This is a genomic window from Nostoc sp. PCC 7524 (assembly GCF_000316645.1).
In the GTDB taxonomy this organism is placed as follows: Bacteria; Cyanobacteriota; Cyanobacteriia; order Cyanobacteriales; family Nostocaceae; genus Trichormus.
Genome location: NC_019684.1, coordinates 5,736,427 through 5,754,380 on the forward strand (window position 1 = coordinate 5,736,427; position 17,954 = coordinate 5,754,380).

Consider the following 17,954-nt stretch of genomic DNA (forward strand, 5'->3'; position numbering starts at 1 on the left):
TTCTTAAAGTCAGCAATGTTAATAGTGACTAACTTTTATATGCGTGCATTTAGCGCCCTTTGCTTTGCCAGTGTTCAAGCGGGGATTTTCTTAAATACTGTTCAACCTGTAGTTGCTCAAACTTCACCGCCTTCAGGGGAATTACCAGTGCAGTTCCCTTCACCTCCACCAGAGACCGAGCTTTTACCTGCTAGCGGAAATAACGAAATTTCTCCCCAATTCAACCGTTACTTGTTAGGTCCAGGGGATGTTATTAACGTCACCTTTGAACGTCCGGCTGGTCCTTATCGCTTAGGACCAGGAGATGGAATTAGTGTTATTGTGCAACGCTTTCCAGATTTAAGCTTTCAATCGACGATTAACCTGGAAGGCAATATCATTGTGCCACTACTAGAAACAGTGCCACTGCAAGGTTTAACTTTGCAAGAAGCACAAGAAAAAATTCGCTTGTTACTCAATCGTTATGTAATTAATCCTGTTGTGGTGTTAGCGTTGACGGCGCAGCGTCCTGATTTGAGTTTTCAAGCTCAAGTTAGTCCCGAAGGCAATATTGTAGTGCCACAAGTCGGAATTGTCTCTGTACAAGGCTTAAGTTTAGAAGAAGCACAAGAAAAAATCCGCTTGAGTTTAAGCCGCATTGTAGTCAATCCGATGTTGGTGGTGTCACTAGCAACTCCCCGTCCGGTGCAAGTAACTATCAGTGGGGAAGTTTTTCGACCAGGGATTTATGGTATTGCTTCATCAATACCCCGTGTTGCTGATGCTTTGCTCACAGCCGGTGGTTCTACCATCGGTGCTGACTTGCGACAGGTGCAGGTGCGTCGTCGGTTGATGGATGGTTCGACAATTGCTCAAAACATTGATTTGTACGGAACATTACAAAATGATGGGTCGCTACCTAGCTTACGCTTGCAGGATGGTGATGCCATTATTGTGCCACGCCGTGAAATTGGTACAGATGACGGTTACGATCGCAATTTAGTTGCTCGTTCCTCTTTAGCCGTACCGCAAATTAGAATTCGAGTGTTAAATTACGCTGCTGGAGGAGTTGTTACTCAAGCACTGCCTAACGGTAGTAGCTTTGTCGATGCCTTGGGAGGAATTAATCTAGATACTGCCAACCTCCGAGATATTGCTTTAGTAAGGTTTGATGCGGAACGAGGAAAAGCTGTCACCCAAAAATTAGATGCGAAGAAGGCTTTGGCTGGTGATGTCTCTCAAAATGTGCCACTGCAAGATAATGATGTGATTGTAGTTGGTCGCAACCTAATTGGGAGAATTACGAATTTTCTTAGCACTATTACTCAGCCATTTTTCAATATTCGGTCGTTCCTGAATTTCTTTGAAAACTTCGGCGGCGGCAATTAAAATATGTCTTTTTGAGGCATTTGGGTTGTAAAGTCTCAATCAAGAATGTAGAAAAATGAAACAATGGGGTGACTAATGCGTGATTCATCATGAATAATAACAAGTAACTATAATCACAGCTAGCGATCGCCTATTCAATTCATCCTCCTCTGTTTACCTATGGCTCTGTTATGACCCCACCAATTGTTAAACGCTACATTATCGCTTTTGAAAAATACAAATGGATTGGATTAGCCAGCTTTGCTTTAGTGATAGCGGGGTCAACAGTGGTGGCTATCCAGCCAGATCCACCAACTACTTATGTAGCAGATGGCGCATTGACCTACTCTCGTCCACCAGTTTCATTCTCTGCTACTGGTAGTGAAATTCAGCAACAGGGACAGGAACTAAACGAACAAGTGTTACTATCAGACCAGTTGGTGGAAAATGTGGCAACAAAACTTAAGATTAAACCGCAAACGATCGGTTCCAGTGTTGCTATCAAGCTACCGAGAAAAAACCCCCGTACTGGGCAATTAGAATCGAACATTATTGATCTAAAGTATCGTGATAGCAACTCTAAGCGCGCTCAAGAAGTGTTACTGGAATTGATGCAGGCAATGGTCAAGCTCAGTAGTGATATTAATACTGGGCGATTAACAGCAATTATTGAAAAAATTAATGAACGCATACCCCAGGCTAGGTCAGAATTGCAAGCGGCTGAACAGAAATTAGAACTATACGATCGCCGCGAACGACCTGCTATATTAGCAGCCGAAAATGGTAGTTTACTGAGTGCAGTAACTAATAGCCAAAATCAGCAACGACTCATTCAACAAACTGTTGCTGGGATTGATGCCCAAATTCGCAGTTTGCAAGAAAAATTGGGGTTAAATGTCGATCAAGCTTATGTTTCTTCGGCCTTAAGTGCTGACCCCATCATTGCCAATTTACGCAACCAGATTTATCAGACGGAATCACAAATAGCTTTGCTACGTAAGGATCTGCGACCAGAACACCCAACTATGATTCAGTTGCAGCGTCAAAAACAAGCCACTGAGGAATTGTTGCAACAACGAGCAGCTGAGGTGATGGGTGGTGGTGGAACAGCCGCACCTTTAGCGGGTAGCATCACTGGTATTCGCACCCAAAGTAATCTCGATCCAGCCAGGCAGCAACTAGCAAACCAGATGGTGGCTTTGCAAACCCAGCGAGAAACCCTGCAACAACAACTAGCGCAGCAAGTTCGAGAAGAAATGCAATTGCGGCAGGAATATTCCCAAATACCCAACAAGCAATTAGAGCGATCGCGCTTAGAACAGGAAGTTGCCCTGAAAAAAGCCGTTTATGACCAAATGCAGACCAAGCTTACCGATGCTAGAACGGCTGAGGCAGAAACAGTCAGTAGTTTTAGCATTGCCAAACTTCCCTCTGTGACAGCTGATACTCCCAAACGTAAGAGTGTACCCTTAACTTTAGGAGTGGGTGGTTTCCTGGGATTTTTGGTAGGTGGTGGAGTCATCTTCTTGTTAGGTGCCTTGGAAGGAACTTTCAGAACCAGGGAGGACATTCGCGACAGCCTCAAACAACGGGAAACCTTACTGCTGGGAGAAATACCTTTAATGCCAGTGGATGATTTGCCGCCAGAAGGAATACCTGTTGTGCTGTCTCCAGATTCTCTATATTTAGAGTTTTATGAGAAGTTACGCAGTAATCTGCGACGCATTGGTGGGAAAAACTTGAAGGTAGTTTTAATGACCAGTACCAGTAGCCAGGAAGGTAAAACTACCAGTGCTTACAACCTGGGTGTAGCAGCTGCACGAGCTGGAAAAAGAACTTTAATTATCGAAACAGATTTGCGATCGCCTTCACGTTGTTTATCGTTGAAAGTCAATCCAGATCCGGATGCTACTATAGAACCCCTGCGTTATTATGGCAGCTTGAGTGAATGTATCCGCTTAGTGCCTGATGTGGAAAACTTATACATCATTCCTAGTCCTGGGCCTGTACGTCAATCTGCTGCTATTTTAGAATCCAGTGAAATCCGTCGATTGATGGAAGATGTCAGGGAGCGTTATGACTTAGTGATTTTAGATACTAATCCCCTGAGCTTATCCAATGATCCTTTATTAATTCAACCTTACAGCGATGGTATTGTCTTAGTAGCACGACCCAACTATACCCAAGAAAATATGCTCGGTGAAGCTATTGACCAATTAGTTGAAGATGAACTGGGTTTATTAGGAGTGATTATTAACGGTGCTGATATTACCGTCTCTTTACCTCCATCAGCTGAATCCTTGTCAGATGATGTATCTGGAGCAGAAAACCAGGAAGAATCAGAACAAATTTCAGTCGGCGTGAGTAATAATTAGTTAATTATGAATTGGGTGTGGGGTGAATATCCCCAACCCATATCAACTATCCACTAATCACGTCTAAATAAACCAAATAAAGGGCTAAGAATCATCCCGAATACAAAACCGCCAATATGCGCCCAATAAGCAACGCCTCCGGTTTCTACACTCATGTTGGCAGCAGCTTGTAGGCTAGCAAGGCCAGATATGACATTCTGAAGAAAGAAAATACCAATCAATACCAGTGCAGGAATATTGATTGTCGTGACAAAAAAACCTAAGAAAACCAAAGTCGTAACTCTGGCATGGGGAAAACGAATAATATACGCACCTAGTACCCCAGAAATCGCACCACTAGCACCCAAAGAAGGGATAGTTGAAGACATCCCAATAAACCATTGACACAAGGCAGCTAAAGCACCACAGCCTAAATAAAACAACAAATATTTGAGATGTCCTAGACGTTCTTCAATATTGTTACCAAACACCCAAAGAAACACCATATTAGATATTAAGTGCCACCAGCCACCATGTAAGAACTGCGACGTAAATAAAGTTGTCCACTCACTAGAGAAATTGGTGGTTAACTCTTGGGGTATTACTGCATACTGATTAAAAAACTGATTTAATTGGGCAGTGGATAAGCTCAATTCGTGAAGAAAGACTAAAACATTCATCCCAATTAAACCGTAAGTAAAATACGGGGTGACTCTTGTCGGGTTTTCGTCGTAAAGGGGAAACACAGGTGTTTTTCCTCATCATTGATTAATTGCAATATAACGTGAACCCGGAGTTGAGTAGTCCAGAAAAGACTCTTCTCTGTGCCTCTGTGGTGAAAAATACTGATTAAACACAGAGATACAAAGAAAGATACATCTCTCTTTTTAGCCTCTAGCCCCTACCATCTGTAACTGCCAGTTGGAGGTAGTCTCAGTTATTTCACAGCCAATGTTTTTCATCTGAGTTAATATTCGCTCATCCCGTTGATGCCAGACTGCAAATATTTCTTGTCTACCATCATTAAATGTTTCTGGAGCGATTTGATAAATATTATTTACCCGTTGCAACTTCAATCCTAATAAATTTAATAATCTGTTGAGGATTTTTATACCTGTAGCGTTACCTTTACCTTTGATAAAATCAATTCCTAAAACTCTTTTAATCTGCTTACTATGTTGAGAAACCACATCTTTTAGCTGAATTAACTTACTATCATCCTCAGTGATTTTTAGTTCTGGTTCTAGGAATTGCAGCATTCCTAAAGCTCTCATCGCTTCAACTTTCAGAGTATAGGTTTTTAAATCTGGCAGAAATACCTTGCCTTCCCCTAAACATAATTGCTGCTGCCATTCTTGCTGATCTTTGAAATGAAAATACTCACTTTCATGGGTAAGATAATAATGAATTAACAATTGTGAATAATATCCTTGATCATCCTGCAATTTCAAACGGGGAGTGACTTTAATTCCATATTTTTGTCTGAGATGATATTTCTGGATTTGGTGACGTTCCGCATCAGTTAGTGAGTGTTGAACAGATAAATGCTCATATTCTAAATAATCGATATCTTTGGCGTTAGCAACATTGGTAGCTAACGCCAATTGATTTTGTTTTTTAATTTCTCTGATTTGGCGCTTAATTTCTTTCCCTTTTTGCCGCTTTTCTGTCCATTCTTTTTGGACTTTGACAATTTCTAGAACTAATCTTTGGCGATTAGCTAAATCACTAGGATCAGTCGCTAAAAATGCTAACCGTAAATCTCGAACAATATTATTGTGAATGGCATTACTTCTAACCCAAAGTTGGTGTCCATCAGTCTTTAAACCATCTTGCATTGATTGTCTGTAAAGACGAAGGGAAGCATTCACCCTCGCAGATATTTTAGCCCAAGTGCGTAAATGAATCGGGTCATAAACTAAGGGTAAATCTACATCTATTTTATGTAATGGACTGAGCAATGCTAGGTTCTCTTTTTGATTTTCTTGATACCAGTTTGACAGTAATCGATAATTTGTACTACCACTGCCAATTAAACCAATTCCTCGTTTAGCACACCAAACAATACGCGGAACATTATCCCGGACTCTGGCTAATGCTTGTCTTGCTTCTGAGTCTGGGATAACTCCTTGGAAAATCCCATATACTCGATCAAAATGTTGGACATCAATACTAATACCTGTACCTAAACTAGGAGTGACAAATACATGATCATATTCGGTAATTTTTTGATTAATATCTGCGACAAAATCAACGGCTGCATGGCCTGGTGTATTTGTAGTTTGGCTATTGATAACAAGAGTTTTAGGAAATTGATATCGCAGTTTCGCTAAACGTTCCTTGAGATAACTTTCGATAGTTTCACAGCTATAACGTCCAGAGCGACTATCTGTGGTGACGTAGCATTTTCGCCCAGCAAGTAAATCTAATTCTAATTGTTGAATTAAAGGTATGGGATTAGGAGAATCATAAAAAGTTACATCCCAACCGTGTTGAGGTTTCCAGTGATTAACTATTAACCACGGATGAAGTTTACATCCTGCTAAACCCTGGAGATATTCTAAAGAGATATCAGATAAATCAGCATCTTGGGCAATTACTAAGCCGCCAGTTAATAATACTGTAGAAATTAATTGTTGGAATATTTTTAAAATTTTGACGCGTTTGTGTTTACAGGTATTGCTATTGAGGAGATGCCATAAAGATTGCTCGACTTCATCTAAAATAACAATGGCTCCTTGCCAATCTTCTGGATGTAGTCTCCAGATGGAATCAACACACAACCCCAAGGATTGGGTATCGGTTGACGTTTGAGGATTAATGGTTAACCAAGTATTCTGGGCTGGTAGTGTTTCACTATTACCTAATCCCCATTTAATGCCAATTTTTTTACATAAAAATCTGCCTAGTTGAATTCTGTGAGTAATTAGTAATACAGGTTGGCTGCGAGTTTTGGCTTGATGTACAACAGTTTGTAGAGCTGTGGTTTTGCCTGTGCCTTTAGCTGATTTTACTCCTACTAACCCAGAAGTGGGAAAAGCGATTTCTCCTAAATAGGGACGATTAATAGTGAGTGCCGCCGGAATAGTTAACTCGGTGTGGGGTTTAATTTGAGCTAAGTAAATTTCTAAATCAACACTTTGACGATAAATCTTTTCAAAGGCGTTAGCACCTTTGCCAACAATCAACTCATCAACGCCTTTTTCTTGCCCTGGTAGTTGGATGACTTTTACAGGACATTTTTTTTCTTGGAATAAACAGCCAAGTTGAGCGATCGCATTACTGACAGCAGCAATTTTTTTGGGTTGGGTTTCAAAATCAAAACATATATACAAGGTGCGTTTCATCCGCGTAAATGCAGACAAGTCAGGGATCAACTGGCGATTGATAACTTTACCAAATTTATCTTTGACTAACCGATAACCGCTAGTAATACCAGGAATAGCGATCGCAGCATACCCTTGTGTCAACAATGTGGCAGCTTTTTTCGCTCCCTCGCAAATAATTACGGGGATTTGAGACTCTATTACCCATTGCCAAAAGCCGACGGCTTCCCCCTGTTCGTTGATGCTGATGTTGGCAGGTAGGGGGATATTGTAGCGTTGGGAAACTTGCTCCCAGATATCCAGCGTCACACGCAGACAGAAAATCCGCGTCGGCGTGCTGGGGGGATGTTCGTATTTGATGGGTTTGCCGTTTTGATTCGTGCGTGGTTGGTTGGGTTTAAAGCAACCCCATTCCATCGGTTGCCAATGATTTAGGGGATCTAAGCCAGAACACCACCAACCACCCGCACTGGTATGACTGTAACGTTGTAACCAGCCAGTTTTCACCATTCCAGTGTTCGTGCGGGGTAGATGTTCAGAAATCAAGAGACACTCATAGGCTGCTACACCTGCAAGAGACTTGAAATTAAGCTGTGTTAAGGCTAAATCAATACCACTATTCTTGACTAATTCTTCAAGATGTTGTGGATGTAAGTCTGGTAGATACATGGGGCGAACCGCGAACGGAATCAGGATGGATTTAAAACTTAGCACGCATTTATCGGTTTTTTTTACCAAAAAATATCAAGTAACCTTGATATTTTTTTTACTTCGTTGTACGAGATACATCGGTGAGTCACACACAAAGTCATTTTGTCGGATGACAGTGTAAGAGTAATAATCTTGTATTGTAATATTTATTGCTATTAATTTTTATTTTTCAGTATTAATCTATAGGAACAACAAGCAGCACAGACCTATAAGCTTTGTCAACCAAACTTTTTCTATTATGTTAAGGATGACATGATTTGTGATTAAATATGATTTTGAGATACATAATAATAAATCACAGCACTGAGATAGATAAAGATGATGAAGAGAAACTAGGTTGATAAAAATATTTTTACTTCAGTATGTAAGGAAATTGCAAGTCAGATATCTTACTAATAAGCGGTATAATGTCCCATGTTTTGATTAATGACCAGCACATGAAAAATGCAAGAAAACGTTGGTTGTCTAAGGGACTAAAAACAGGTGTAATTATACTGTTAGTGCTGGGGTTATTATTCATATCATTTTTGGGTTATACCATACAGCGTTCTTTTCCTGTGGAAAATGGAGCGATCGCCCTCAATGAAATTCAAGCCGAAGTTACAGTTCAAAGGGATAAATGGGGTGTACCTCATATCTATGCAAGCAACTCCCATGATTTATTTATGGCGCAAGGTTATATCCATGCCCAAGATCGCTTTTGGCAAATGGATTTTTGGCGACATATCGGTTCTGGAAAACTAGCCGAAATGTTTGGTGCTGCCCAATTAGATACTGATAAATATCTGCGAACCCTAGGATGGGCAAGGGTTGCACAGCAAGAAATCCAGCAAATGGATGCAGAGATGAAAGCGAATTTGCAAGCCTATGCTGATGGTGTGAACGCTTATCTACAAGAGCATCAAGGCAGTGCTTTAAGTTTAGAATATGCGGTACTGCAATTATTGAATCCTGTCTACAAACCTGAACCTTGGCAACCGCTACATTCTCTGACTTGGGGTAAGGTGATGGCTTATGATTTGGGCAGAAATTTTCAGAATGAAATTGAACGTACCATCTTGTTAAAAACCCTTACCCCTGAACAAGTGGAGGAACTTTTTCCGCCATATCCCCAAGATTTGCCTGTGATTTTACCGGATTGGAAAATCGGAATTACAAAGCCAGCGATCGCACCGCAACCAGTGATCCCCAAGGTGGCAGAAATTGCCCCAAAATTAGCAGCCATCACTCAACCAATGTTGGCATTAGAAAAACTTATTGGTAATACGGGAGTGGGAATTGGTTCTAATAACTGGGTGATCTCAGGTAAACGCACGGCTACAGGTAAACCTATTTTGGCGAATGATCCCCATTTAGCTGTACAAATTCCTTCGATTTGGTATGAAGTAGGTTTGCACTGCAAAATCAAAAATGCCGAATGTCCCTACAACGTGACTGGTTTTTCCTTTGCGGGGATGTTGGGGGTGATTGTTGGACATAGCGATCGCGTTGCTTGGGGTGTGACAAATGTGCAATCCGATGTCATGGATCTATATATAGAGAAGATTAATCCCGATAACCCCAATCAATATCAAGTCAATGGCAAATGGGTAGAGATGCAACTGATTCCAGAGATAATTCAAGTTGCAGGCAGTCAACCAATTGTCCACACAGTACGCTACACCAGACACGGGCCGATTCTTTCGGATGTCTCACCCAATTTACAACAATTTTCTCAAAATCAATCTGCTAACATACCACAAAATTATGCTGTTGCTTTGCGGTGGACAGCTTTAGAACCTACAAGATTAGTTTACTCAATTCCTCAAATTAATCGCGCCCAAAATTGGCCAGAGTTTCGTCAAGCTGCTAGTAACTTTGATGTTCCTGCCCAAAACTTAGTTTATGCTGATGTTGATGGAAATATCGGTTATCAAATGCCTGGTAAGTTTCCGATTCGGGCGAAGGGAAATGGACGCTACCCTGTCCCCGGTTGGACGGACGAATATGAATGGCAAGGCTATATAAATTTTGAAAAATTACCCTATAGCTTCAATCCACCCCAAGGTTATATAGCAACTGCTAACAATTTAGTTGCTAGTGAATACCCTGATTTAATTACTACAGATTGGGTTTATGGCTATCGAGCCAAGCGGATTTTAGAGATGATTTCTCAGCATCATCAGCCGCTTTCTTTAGCCGATGTGCAGAAAATTCAAGGTGATAATCTCAATTTAAATGCCCAGAATATTGTGCCATTTATCCAAGCTATCTCTTTCAATATACCCCGGTTAAAAGCTGCTAATAAATTACTCAAAGATTGGGATTTACAGCTAGGAATGTCATCCCCGGCGGCGGCTTTATTTGAGGTCTTTTGGAAGCACTTGTTAGCAGATACCTTTCATGATCAATTACCTTTAGAATACTTGCCTGATGGGAGCGATCGCTGGTATGCTGTCATGCAAAATCTCATCCAACAACCTAATAGTATTTGGTGGGACAATCGCAATACCTCCCCAGTAGAAAACCGCGACAAAATTTTACAACAAGCTTTGATAGAAGCTGTAGATGAACTAGAAAGTATTCAAGGTAAAAATCCTCAAGCTTGGAACTGGGGTAAATTACACACTATTACGTTTCGTAACGCTACCTTGGGTAAATCTGGAGTTGCACCAATTGAGGCTTTATTCAATCGTGGTGCTTTTACGACATCTGGAAACGGGGAAACTGTCAATGCTAATCGTTGGCGAGCCAATAAATCCTTTGAAGTGACTGATATTCCTTCATTACGCATGATTGTAGATTTAGGAAATTTAGATAACTCACTGGCTATTCATACCCCTGGACAATCAGGCCATGCTTTCCATCAGCACTACGCTGACATGATTAATCCTTGGCGCAACATTAAATATCATCCCATGCTGTGGGAACAGAAGACAGTAGCAGCTAAGGCTAAAGCAACATTGAGATTAACACCAAAATGGGGCAAGTAAACTTTTGTCTTAAGTATAGGGAAAAACCTGATCCGATTATGTATAGGTAATTTAACTTTTTTCTACTTCAGTGTAATCCCATACACCTGTTGTCAAGGATGAAGTATAAAGTAACAGGGCTAAAAAAGGTAGAAGCAAAAACAGATTTGACTTGTATTTTTGTAAACTACGTGTTTTTTATGCCCAGTTTGACTGAAACATAATCGGAGATATGAAAATATATGCCAAGTATGCTGAGACGAACTGCTACACTTTCTGTAACAGCTGCGATCGCATTCATGTTTACAGGTTGTGGAGAAAGTAAAGTAGCTCAATGTAACAAAGTCATCAAAGTTGCCAATCAAGCAGCTGTTTTAGGTCAACAATTCGGTAAAGATCCCAAATCTGCAAAAGGTTCTAAAGGCTTAACTGAACTTGCTACTAAAATAGACGCAATCGGTACAGAAATGCAAGGGTTGGCAATTAAAGATGAACAATTACAAGGCTTCCAAGGACGCTTTCAAAAACTGTATCAAGATATCAGTAAAGGTTTAAACGATGCAGCTGGAGCGATAGATAAAAAGAACATCAGAGATGCAAATCGTTTTTTAGTAACCTTACAAAAGAGTAGTGCTGAAGAAAGTACAATAGTCAAGGAAATTAATAGCTATTGTTCTGGTAAGTAAGGGATTGGGGATTGGGGACTGGGTATTGGGGATTGGGAATCAGAGGAAAATAACTAATGACTAATAACTAATGACTCCAAGCCCCGCTACCGCTAACAGCACTTGTTTACTAAGTTCCCAATAGAGGTAAAACCTTCTTCTTTAATATTTCAATTAAAGTTGGCTCCATATATTCAAATTCATCTGGTATATCTAAACAGATAACTCGCTTATTCTTGAGAAAAGGCTGAAATTTTTGAGATAACTTACGTTTATGTGACTGTTCCATCACAAAAATGATATCAGCCCACTCAATTGCTTCTATAGCTAAGTGCCGCAGACTTTGGCTTTGCTCTCATCCCCTCTCTTCCGGTTTCACCTACACCTGGAGTCTTTCCGCAAAGTTGATAAAAGCTTTTTCATTAGATAACATTTTAACTCAAATCCATGACTACATACAAAATTACTCATCCATTTCTTTTAATGTAGCGAGTGCTGAAGGAGATAATCGACTGAGATAGCGGAAAATCCAATACTTGAATATTGTATTGAGAATCACAGGAAATGTAGCAATAAATAAAAATATGGCATTTCTACTAGCTGGCATACCAAAATGATCTGCTAATCCTTCGAGAAGAATTTCCCATCCATGTGGTGAGTGAAACCCTACAAATATATCGGTAAATAAAATAATTAAGAAAGCCTTGGCGCTATCACTCAAACCATAGACCATATGATCCATAAAGTCTTTCACAACTGCAATTTCGCGTTTACTATAAGTAATCACTAAAGCAAATGCGATGAGTGAGGTTACATCAGCAAACAAATTACTAATAGCGTCTCTACTTTTATTTTGAAACTCGGCTGCTATTTCTATAGCTTTTTGTTTAACCTCAGTTTCTAAGCTTGTACTTAGTAATGGTGTTTGCTGAATCAGGCTAGAAAACTTCAACTTATCTTCAAAAAACTTTAATTCTTGTAAAGCGTCTTCTTCCATTTCGATATTCAGGAAAATTAGACTTTCTTTGGCACTGCTGACATTATCTAGAATAGGTCTGATAAACAATTGTTTCGATAGCTTATGAGTCAGTAATGGTACAATAATTAAAATGATTAGGAATCTGATAGTAATTTTTGTACGATTTTTAGAAACACGATAATCTGTTAAGAAATTTTCTTCAGATTTGGGTTGGAAATATTTGGTGATTCTGTTGATAGTTCTATTAATAGACCTAGGTATCACACCCGTCTTTCGAGAAATAGACTGAGAATTGTTGCGATTAGATTGAGGCTGAGGTTTATTTGCTGGCGTTTGTCTAGGATCAGCTATCAGTAACTCATCCTTGAATTGATACTTATCTATGACTTCATCAATGAATTGAAGTTTTTCTAATAAAGCAGGATCAGAAATGTTGAGAATTGAACGACTCAAGCGAAACTCTGCTAGCCTGAATTGAATAATAGTTAAATTTCTCTTGAGGCATACTTGCCAATAAGACATGACATTTTCAGTATAATTCACCGATTCACGAGATATTTTCTGCCCGTTAAAATGTTCTATTTCAATGTTTTTAATAGCCAGAGCCGCTTGATACGCAGCTAAAATTGATCTTCCTGGCGTTTCTAAAAACCATTTTTTCATTGTTTTTATTTATGCAGTAGTAGATATCTAAAATTTTCAATATTGTATAATTACAAAATTTAGCATTATGACTTGTAGGAAACAAAATTGATTTTATATTTTCAGGACTTACGCAAGTGTCACAATCGATAGTTGGTGCGTGACGCTGCGAAATGGCCAATTCATTAAAAATTGCTAACATCCTCCTTGAGGATTGTCAAGAGTCAGAAAAATAGATTTAATGATCAGTTGGTTGCTAATATCAGCATTAAATTAAATTTGATAATTACAGTTAAACACTTACAAACCAGTATTTATTGGCAATATGAAAATCAGCCTGTGTATGATTGTGAAAAACGAAGCAGACGCATTACCTAAATGCCTGAGCAGTGTGCAGAATGTGGTAGATGAAATGGTAGTGGTGGATACAGGTTCTATCGATCGCACGCCGGAAATTGCCCAAGAATTTGGCGCTAGAGTGCATTATTTCCCCTGGTGCAATGATTTTAGTGCAGCTCGCAACGCTGCTTTAAAATATGTGACTGGTGATTGGGTTTTAGTATTAGATGCAGATGAGACTCTGACATCAGCGATTATACCACCGTTAAAAGAGGCGATCGCCTGTGATGATTACCTGCTCATTAACCTGTTGCGTCACGAAATCGATGCCGAACAATCTCCCTATTCTCTGGTGTCTCGTCTATTTCGCAACCATCCCGATATTCGGTTTGACCGTCCCTATCATGCCTTAATTGATGATAGTGTCTCAGCCGTGATCAAAAAAGACCCCCATTGGGAAATCGGCTATTTACCAGGGGTAGCGATTCTGCACTCAGGTTATCAAAAAAGGGCGATCGCCCAAAATGACAAATACGCTAAAGCCCAAGCCACAATGGAAGGTTTTTTGGCAACTCACCCCCATGATCCTTATGTGTGCAGTAAGTTAGGGGCTTTGTATGTGGAAATCGGGAAATTGAACCAAGGTATAGAGTTATTAAAACGGGGTATTACCGCTTGCCAGGAAAACTACGAAGTTTTATACGAACTCCACTATCATTTAGGTATTGCCTACAATCGCTTAAACAATCCTCAACAGGCCATTTCCCATTACCAAAATGCGATTAAGTTACCCATTTACCCCATGCTGAAATTAGGCGCATACAACAATCTGGGGAACTTACTCAAAGCCGTCGGAGATATCAACGGGGCGAAAAAAGCTTACGAAACAGCCTTGAAAATTGACCCCAACTTTGCCATCGGATATTACAATTTGGGGATGATCTTCAAGGCTGTGGGGATGTTTACAGATGCGATCGCCTGCTATCAAAAAGCAATTCGCTTACAACCCAAATATGCAGAAGCTTATCAAAATTTAGGGGTGGTACAGCTAAAAGTTGGTAATGTGCAAGCTAGTGTCACCGCTTTTAAAAATGCCATTCTCCTCCACGAACAAAACAACCCCCAAGAAGCCAATCGACTCCGCCAGGGGTTGCGGGAAATGGGATTGATGTGAGTTAAATACGGCTACGCACAAACTTTTCTAATCTATCCATACCTTTTTCGATGGTGGCTAAATCGGTAGCGTAGGAAAGGCGGATATTATTATCAGCACCGAAAGCAATACCTGGAATTACGGCTACTTGATGGGCTTCAATCAAGGCATCACAAAATTCTAGGGATTTCAAGCCTGTTTTGCTGATGTCGGGGAACAGATAAAATGCACCGTCGGGTTTAGGACAACTCAAGCCAGGGATGGCGTTGAGACGATCTAACATTACCTGTCGCCGTTGTGCGAAAGCTTGACGCATTTCTTCCACACAGTCTTGGGAACTTTCCAACGCTGCGATCGCTCCATATTGAGCAAAGGTACACACATTAGATGTACTATGTCCTTGGATGGTACTGGCGGCTTTAATAATGTCTACAGGCCCAGCTAAATAACCCAGTCGCCAGCCAGTCATGGAGTAAGCTTTCGCAAAGCCATTACTGATTAAGGTGCGCTCAAAAATTTCCTTGCCTAGGGAACCGATGCTGATATGTTGTGCGCCATCGTAGAGAATTTTTTCGTAAATCTCATCAGATACCACATAGATATCTGCATCAACTACTACCTGTGCCAAAGCTTTGATTTCCTCTGGCGTGTATACCATCCCTGTAGGGTTAGATGGTGAATTGAGGACAAATAGCTTAGTTTTGGGGGTAATAGCTGCTCGCAGTTGCTCTGGTGTGATTTTATAACCTGTGGAAGCATCTGTCTGGATAATTACTGGTTTCCCACCTACCAAAGTTACCATTTCCGGGTAACTCAGCCAGTAAGGAGCCGGGATAATTACCTCATCACCGGGGTCAATCAATGCCACCATTAAGTTGTACAGAGAATGTTTACCGCCATTGGTGACAATGACATTCTCTGCCTTATAATCTAGACCATTATCAGATTGCAGCTTGCGGGCGATCGCCTCCCGTAACTTTGGTTCACCGGCGGCTGGACCATATTTGGTTTTGCCTGACTCCAAAGCCTGGGCTGCTGCTGCTTTGATATGCGCTGGGGTGTCAAAATCCGGTTCACCAGCACTAAAACTACAAACGTCTATACCCTCTGCCTTCATCGCCTTAGCTTTCGCGGCGATCGCTAAGGTTAGTGAAGGTGTTACCTGACTTACTCTTGCTGCCAGCTTCATTCTTACTTTATTTGGCAAATCTTTCACTTACTTTAGGATATCCCAGAATCTGTTTTAAAAATAGGGGCTAGGGATTAGAGGCTAGAAGCTAGAGAAAAGTTGTATTATTCTGCACATGGATTTCTAGTAATCTTATTTAATTTTTGATCATTGCCAAAATTCAAAACCCCACCTTCTTGAAAGAAAGCGGAGTTGTTAGATATCAAAAATGATGGACAATGGTCATAGAATTTTATGTGATCAATCACACAAATAAAACCGAAAATTCTTTCTTATCTATACCCTAGCCCCTATTTTTTTACTAAAAATCTCCTCTAGCTGCCTTATTCCGAGCGAGTTCTTTTTCTATTTCACTACGTTGATAATCTTGTGTTCCAAAACTTCTTTTAAGTGGGTTATTAGTCACTTCTTCACCAGCACGTTTTAACATGGTGATCGGATTTTTTTGTCGCTTACCAGTGCCTAATTCTTTAGGCATAACTTCTGCCGCTCGCTTACCACTTTCGATATAATCATCTCCTGTAGTTGTGATGTGTCTTCTATTTTTGGTGGCATAGTAAGGAGTAGTCTGTTCTGTGCGTGCTATGTGGCGTTCTTTAGTGACGTAGTAAGGTCTAACCACCTCTGCCTTGTGGTCTTTGACTGAATAATAACCAGCCGCCTCAACGGAATTAGTGGGTAAACTAATGAGCCAGATTAAACCAGCTAACATGACTAACGCAATTTTGCGCTGCAATTGATTGAATATATTTCTAATTGCCAACATTGAGAAAATTTCCTTTTGACTCTTTCACCAAGTTAGATAATTTTCAATGCCGCTACTTCTTTCTATGGGATAGTTAATGTGTATGTAAAAAGTGGTGCTAAGTTGATATATTTACTCAGCACTCACCACGCTGTTCAACGCCTCGAAGAAAGCTAACAGCACTCACTTAAGCTATTGTGACATCTGGAGACAAATAAACATCCTGAATAGCGTGAAACAATTTCACCCCTTCATCAAAGGGTTTTTGGAAAGTCTTTCTACCCGAAATTAAACCTGTACCTCCAGCACGTTTATTAATGACGGCAGTACGTACTGCTTCGGCAAAATCATTCTTCCCAGACGCGCCACCAGAATTAATTAAACCTGCACGTCCACAGTAGCAATTTAATACTTGATAACGGGTTAAATCAATGGGATGGTCAGTTGTTAAGTCTGTATATATCCGTTCATTAATTTTGCCGTAACTTTGACCTGTGGCTTTAGCTACTGCTTCGTAACCATGATTATTTTCTGGGAGTTTTTGTTTAATAATGTCGGCTTCGATTGTCACACCTAAATGATTTGCCTGTCCGGTGAGGTCTGCTGCAACGTGATAATCTTTATCTTGTTTAAAAGCATTATTTCGTAAATAACACCAAAGAATTGTCACCATCCCCAATTCATGGGCATATTTAAAAGCTTGGCTGATTTCTTGAATTTGTCTAGTAGATTGTTCTGAACCAAAATAAATGGTTGCGCCTACTGCTACTGCCCCTAAATTCCAAGCTTGTTCCACATCAGCAAACAATACTTGGTCAAATTGATTGGGAAAAGTTAACAGTTCATTATGGTTGATTTTGGCAATAAAGGGAATTTTGTGGGCGTATTTCCGCGAGACACTACCTAATACTCCTAAAGTAGTAGCTACAGCATTACAACCTCCTGCGATCGCTAGTCTGATAATATTTTCTGGATCAAAGTAAATCGGGTTGGGTGCAAATGACGCACCGGCTGAGTGTTCAATACCTTGATCTACTGGCAGAATTGAGAGATAACCAGTATATGCCAAGCGACCTGTAGAATAAAGTTGCTGGAGATTACGCAATACTTGGGGATTGCGATCGCTATTCAACCAAACTCTATCTATAAAGTCAGGCCCCGGTAAATGCAGTAAATCTTTAGAGACTTTGGCTTTGTATGTGAGTAAGTTTTCAGCTTCGTTCCCTAACAATGACTCGATAGAATTAGCTTCTAAGAGAATTGTAGTCATAGCATTTTCCTTTCATCTCAGCAAATGACTTTTGTCCCTAAAATAACATTTTTTTATTAACAAAACGTTAATTAATCAATAATAGTATCTATTAATTCATGTAGAAATATTTCTAGAGGTAAATATACAAATGCAGCCATTTATAGAGTGATTCATAAAAGATATTTTCCCAATATAACTAGATTAATGGCTCATACCTTAGATAGATAGAAAATAAGACATCACACCCCATTAGCCGGAAGAGAGTTAACTAATTACTTTCTTAGGATAGCTTTAGAAATTT

The 17,954-nt window shown here is 40.1% G+C and carries 11 protein-coding genes and 1 pseudogene; 5 read left to right on the plus strand and 7 right to left on the minus strand.

Features of this window, described 5'->3' with window-relative positions; translation table 11 throughout:
• The first annotated feature begins 15 nt into the window (after window positions 1-15).
• A complete protein-coding gene (locus NOS7524_RS23350) occupies window positions 16-1,368 on the plus strand; it encodes a polysaccharide biosynthesis/export family protein (protein ID WP_041555925.1) in 1,353 nt (450 codons plus the stop codon).
• A 170-nt stretch (window positions 1,369-1,538) separates the two neighbouring features.
• The gene (locus tag NOS7524_RS23355) at window positions 1,539-3,722 is read left to right on the plus strand and encodes a GumC family protein (protein ID WP_015140947.1); all 2,184 of its coding nucleotides are present in this window, start codon (window positions 1,539-1,541) and stop codon (window positions 3,720-3,722) included.
• Between the two features lie 53 nt (window positions 3,723-3,775).
• Here the strand turns inward: NOS7524_RS23355 and NOS7524_RS23360 are convergent, their stop codons facing one another.
• Both NOS7524_RS23360 and NOS7524_RS23365 read right to left on the minus strand, forming a co-directional pair.
• A complete protein-coding gene (locus NOS7524_RS23360; protein ID WP_015140948.1) occupies window positions 3,776-4,447 on the minus strand; it encodes a rhomboid family intramembrane serine protease in 672 nt (223 codons plus the stop codon).
• Window positions 4,448-4,588: 141 nt separating this feature from the next.
• Window positions 4,589-7,696 (minus strand): plasmid replication protein, CyRepA1 family, encoded by a 3,108-nt coding sequence (locus NOS7524_RS23365; RefSeq protein ID WP_015140949.1) that lies wholly within the window; start codon window positions 7,694-7,696, stop codon window positions 4,589-4,591.
• Window positions 7,697-8,175: 479 nt separating this feature from the next.
• Here NOS7524_RS23365 and NOS7524_RS23370 point away from each other — a divergent pair, with 479 nt between their 5' ends.
• Complete coding sequence (locus NOS7524_RS23370) at window positions 8,176-10,710, plus strand: penicillin acylase family protein (RefSeq protein ID WP_041555926.1); 2,535 nt, start codon at window positions 8,176-8,178, stop codon at window positions 10,708-10,710.
• Between the two features lie 221 nt (window positions 10,711-10,931).
• Window positions 10,932-11,375 (plus strand): hypothetical protein, encoded by a 444-nt coding sequence (locus tag NOS7524_RS23375; RefSeq protein ID WP_015140951.1) that lies wholly within the window; start codon window positions 10,932-10,934, stop codon window positions 11,373-11,375.
• 109 nt (window positions 11,376-11,484) lie between these two features.
• Here the strand turns inward: NOS7524_RS23375 and NOS7524_RS23380 are convergent.
• Together NOS7524_RS23380 and NOS7524_RS23385 are read right to left on the minus strand one after the other, a co-directional pair.
• Window positions 11,485-11,685: pseudogene (locus NOS7524_RS23380) on the minus strand (phosphotyrosine protein phosphatase); the annotation flags it as partial.
• 132 nt (window positions 11,686-11,817) lie between these two features.
• On the minus strand, window positions 11,818-12,996 hold the full coding sequence (locus NOS7524_RS23385; RefSeq protein WP_015140952.1) for a proton extrusion protein PcxA: 1,179 nt from the start codon (window positions 12,994-12,996) through the stop codon (window positions 11,818-11,820).
• Window positions 12,997-13,300: 304 nt separating this feature from the next.
• Between NOS7524_RS23385 and NOS7524_RS23390 the strand changes: the two genes are divergently transcribed.
• Window positions 13,301-14,488, plus strand: coding sequence for a tetratricopeptide repeat protein (locus NOS7524_RS23390; RefSeq protein ID WP_015140953.1), 1,188 nt, complete (start codon window positions 13,301-13,303; stop codon window positions 14,486-14,488).
• A 1-nt stretch (window position 14,489) separates the two neighbouring features.
• Here NOS7524_RS23390 and NOS7524_RS23395 read toward each other — a convergent pair whose 3' ends face one another.
• From NOS7524_RS23395 to NOS7524_RS23405, 3 genes are all read right to left on the minus strand, one after another.
• A complete protein-coding gene (locus NOS7524_RS23395; RefSeq protein ID WP_015140954.1) occupies window positions 14,490-15,656 on the minus strand; it encodes a pyridoxal phosphate-dependent aminotransferase in 1,167 nt (388 codons plus the stop codon).
• A 301-nt stretch (window positions 15,657-15,957) separates the two neighbouring features.
• Window positions 15,958-16,422 carry a hypothetical protein gene (locus NOS7524_RS23400; RefSeq protein ID WP_015140955.1) on the minus strand — a complete coding sequence of 155 codons (465 nt, stop codon included), beginning with the start codon at window positions 16,420-16,422 and terminating at the stop codon, window positions 15,958-15,960.
• 166 nt (window positions 16,423-16,588) lie between these two features.
• Window positions 16,589-17,671, minus strand: coding sequence for a class I fructose-bisphosphate aldolase (locus tag NOS7524_RS23405; RefSeq protein ID WP_015140956.1), 1,083 nt, complete (start codon window positions 17,669-17,671; stop codon window positions 16,589-16,591).
• Between the last annotated feature and the right edge of the window lie 283 nt (window positions 17,672-17,954).

Excerpts from the sequence above, each read along its gene's own strand:
- NOS7524_RS23350 (WP_041555925.1), top strand. The coding sequence starts at position 16 with ATGTTAATAGTGACTAACTTTTATATGCGTGCATTTAGCGCCCTTTGC.
- NOS7524_RS23355 (WP_015140947.1), top strand. The coding sequence starts at position 1,539 with ATGACCCCACCAATTGTTAAACGCTACATTATCGCTTTTGAAAAATAC.
- NOS7524_RS23365 (WP_015140949.1), bottom strand. The coding sequence starts at position 7,696 with ATGTATCTACCAGACTTACATCCACAACATCTTGAAGAATTAGTCAAG.
- NOS7524_RS23370 (WP_041555926.1), top strand. The coding sequence starts at position 8,176 with ATGAAAAATGCAAGAAAACGTTGGTTGTCTAAGGGACTAAAAACAGGT.
- NOS7524_RS23375 (WP_015140951.1), top strand. The coding sequence starts at position 10,932 with ATGCCAAGTATGCTGAGACGAACTGCTACACTTTCTGTAACAGCTGCG.
- NOS7524_RS23385 (WP_015140952.1), bottom strand. The coding sequence starts at position 12,996 with ATGAAAAAATGGTTTTTAGAAACGCCAGGAAGATCAATTTTAGCTGCG.
- NOS7524_RS23390 (WP_015140953.1), top strand. The coding sequence starts at position 13,301 with ATGAAAATCAGCCTGTGTATGATTGTGAAAAACGAAGCAGACGCATTA.
- NOS7524_RS23395 (WP_015140954.1), bottom strand. The coding sequence starts at position 15,656 with ATGAAGCTGGCAGCAAGAGTAAGTCAGGTAACACCTTCACTAACCTTA.
- NOS7524_RS23400 (WP_015140955.1), bottom strand. The coding sequence starts at position 16,422 with ATGTTGGCAATTAGAAATATATTCAATCAATTGCAGCGCAAAATTGCG.
- NOS7524_RS23405 (WP_015140956.1), bottom strand. The coding sequence starts at position 17,671 with ATGACTACAATTCTCTTAGAAGCTAATTCTATCGAGTCATTGTTAGGG.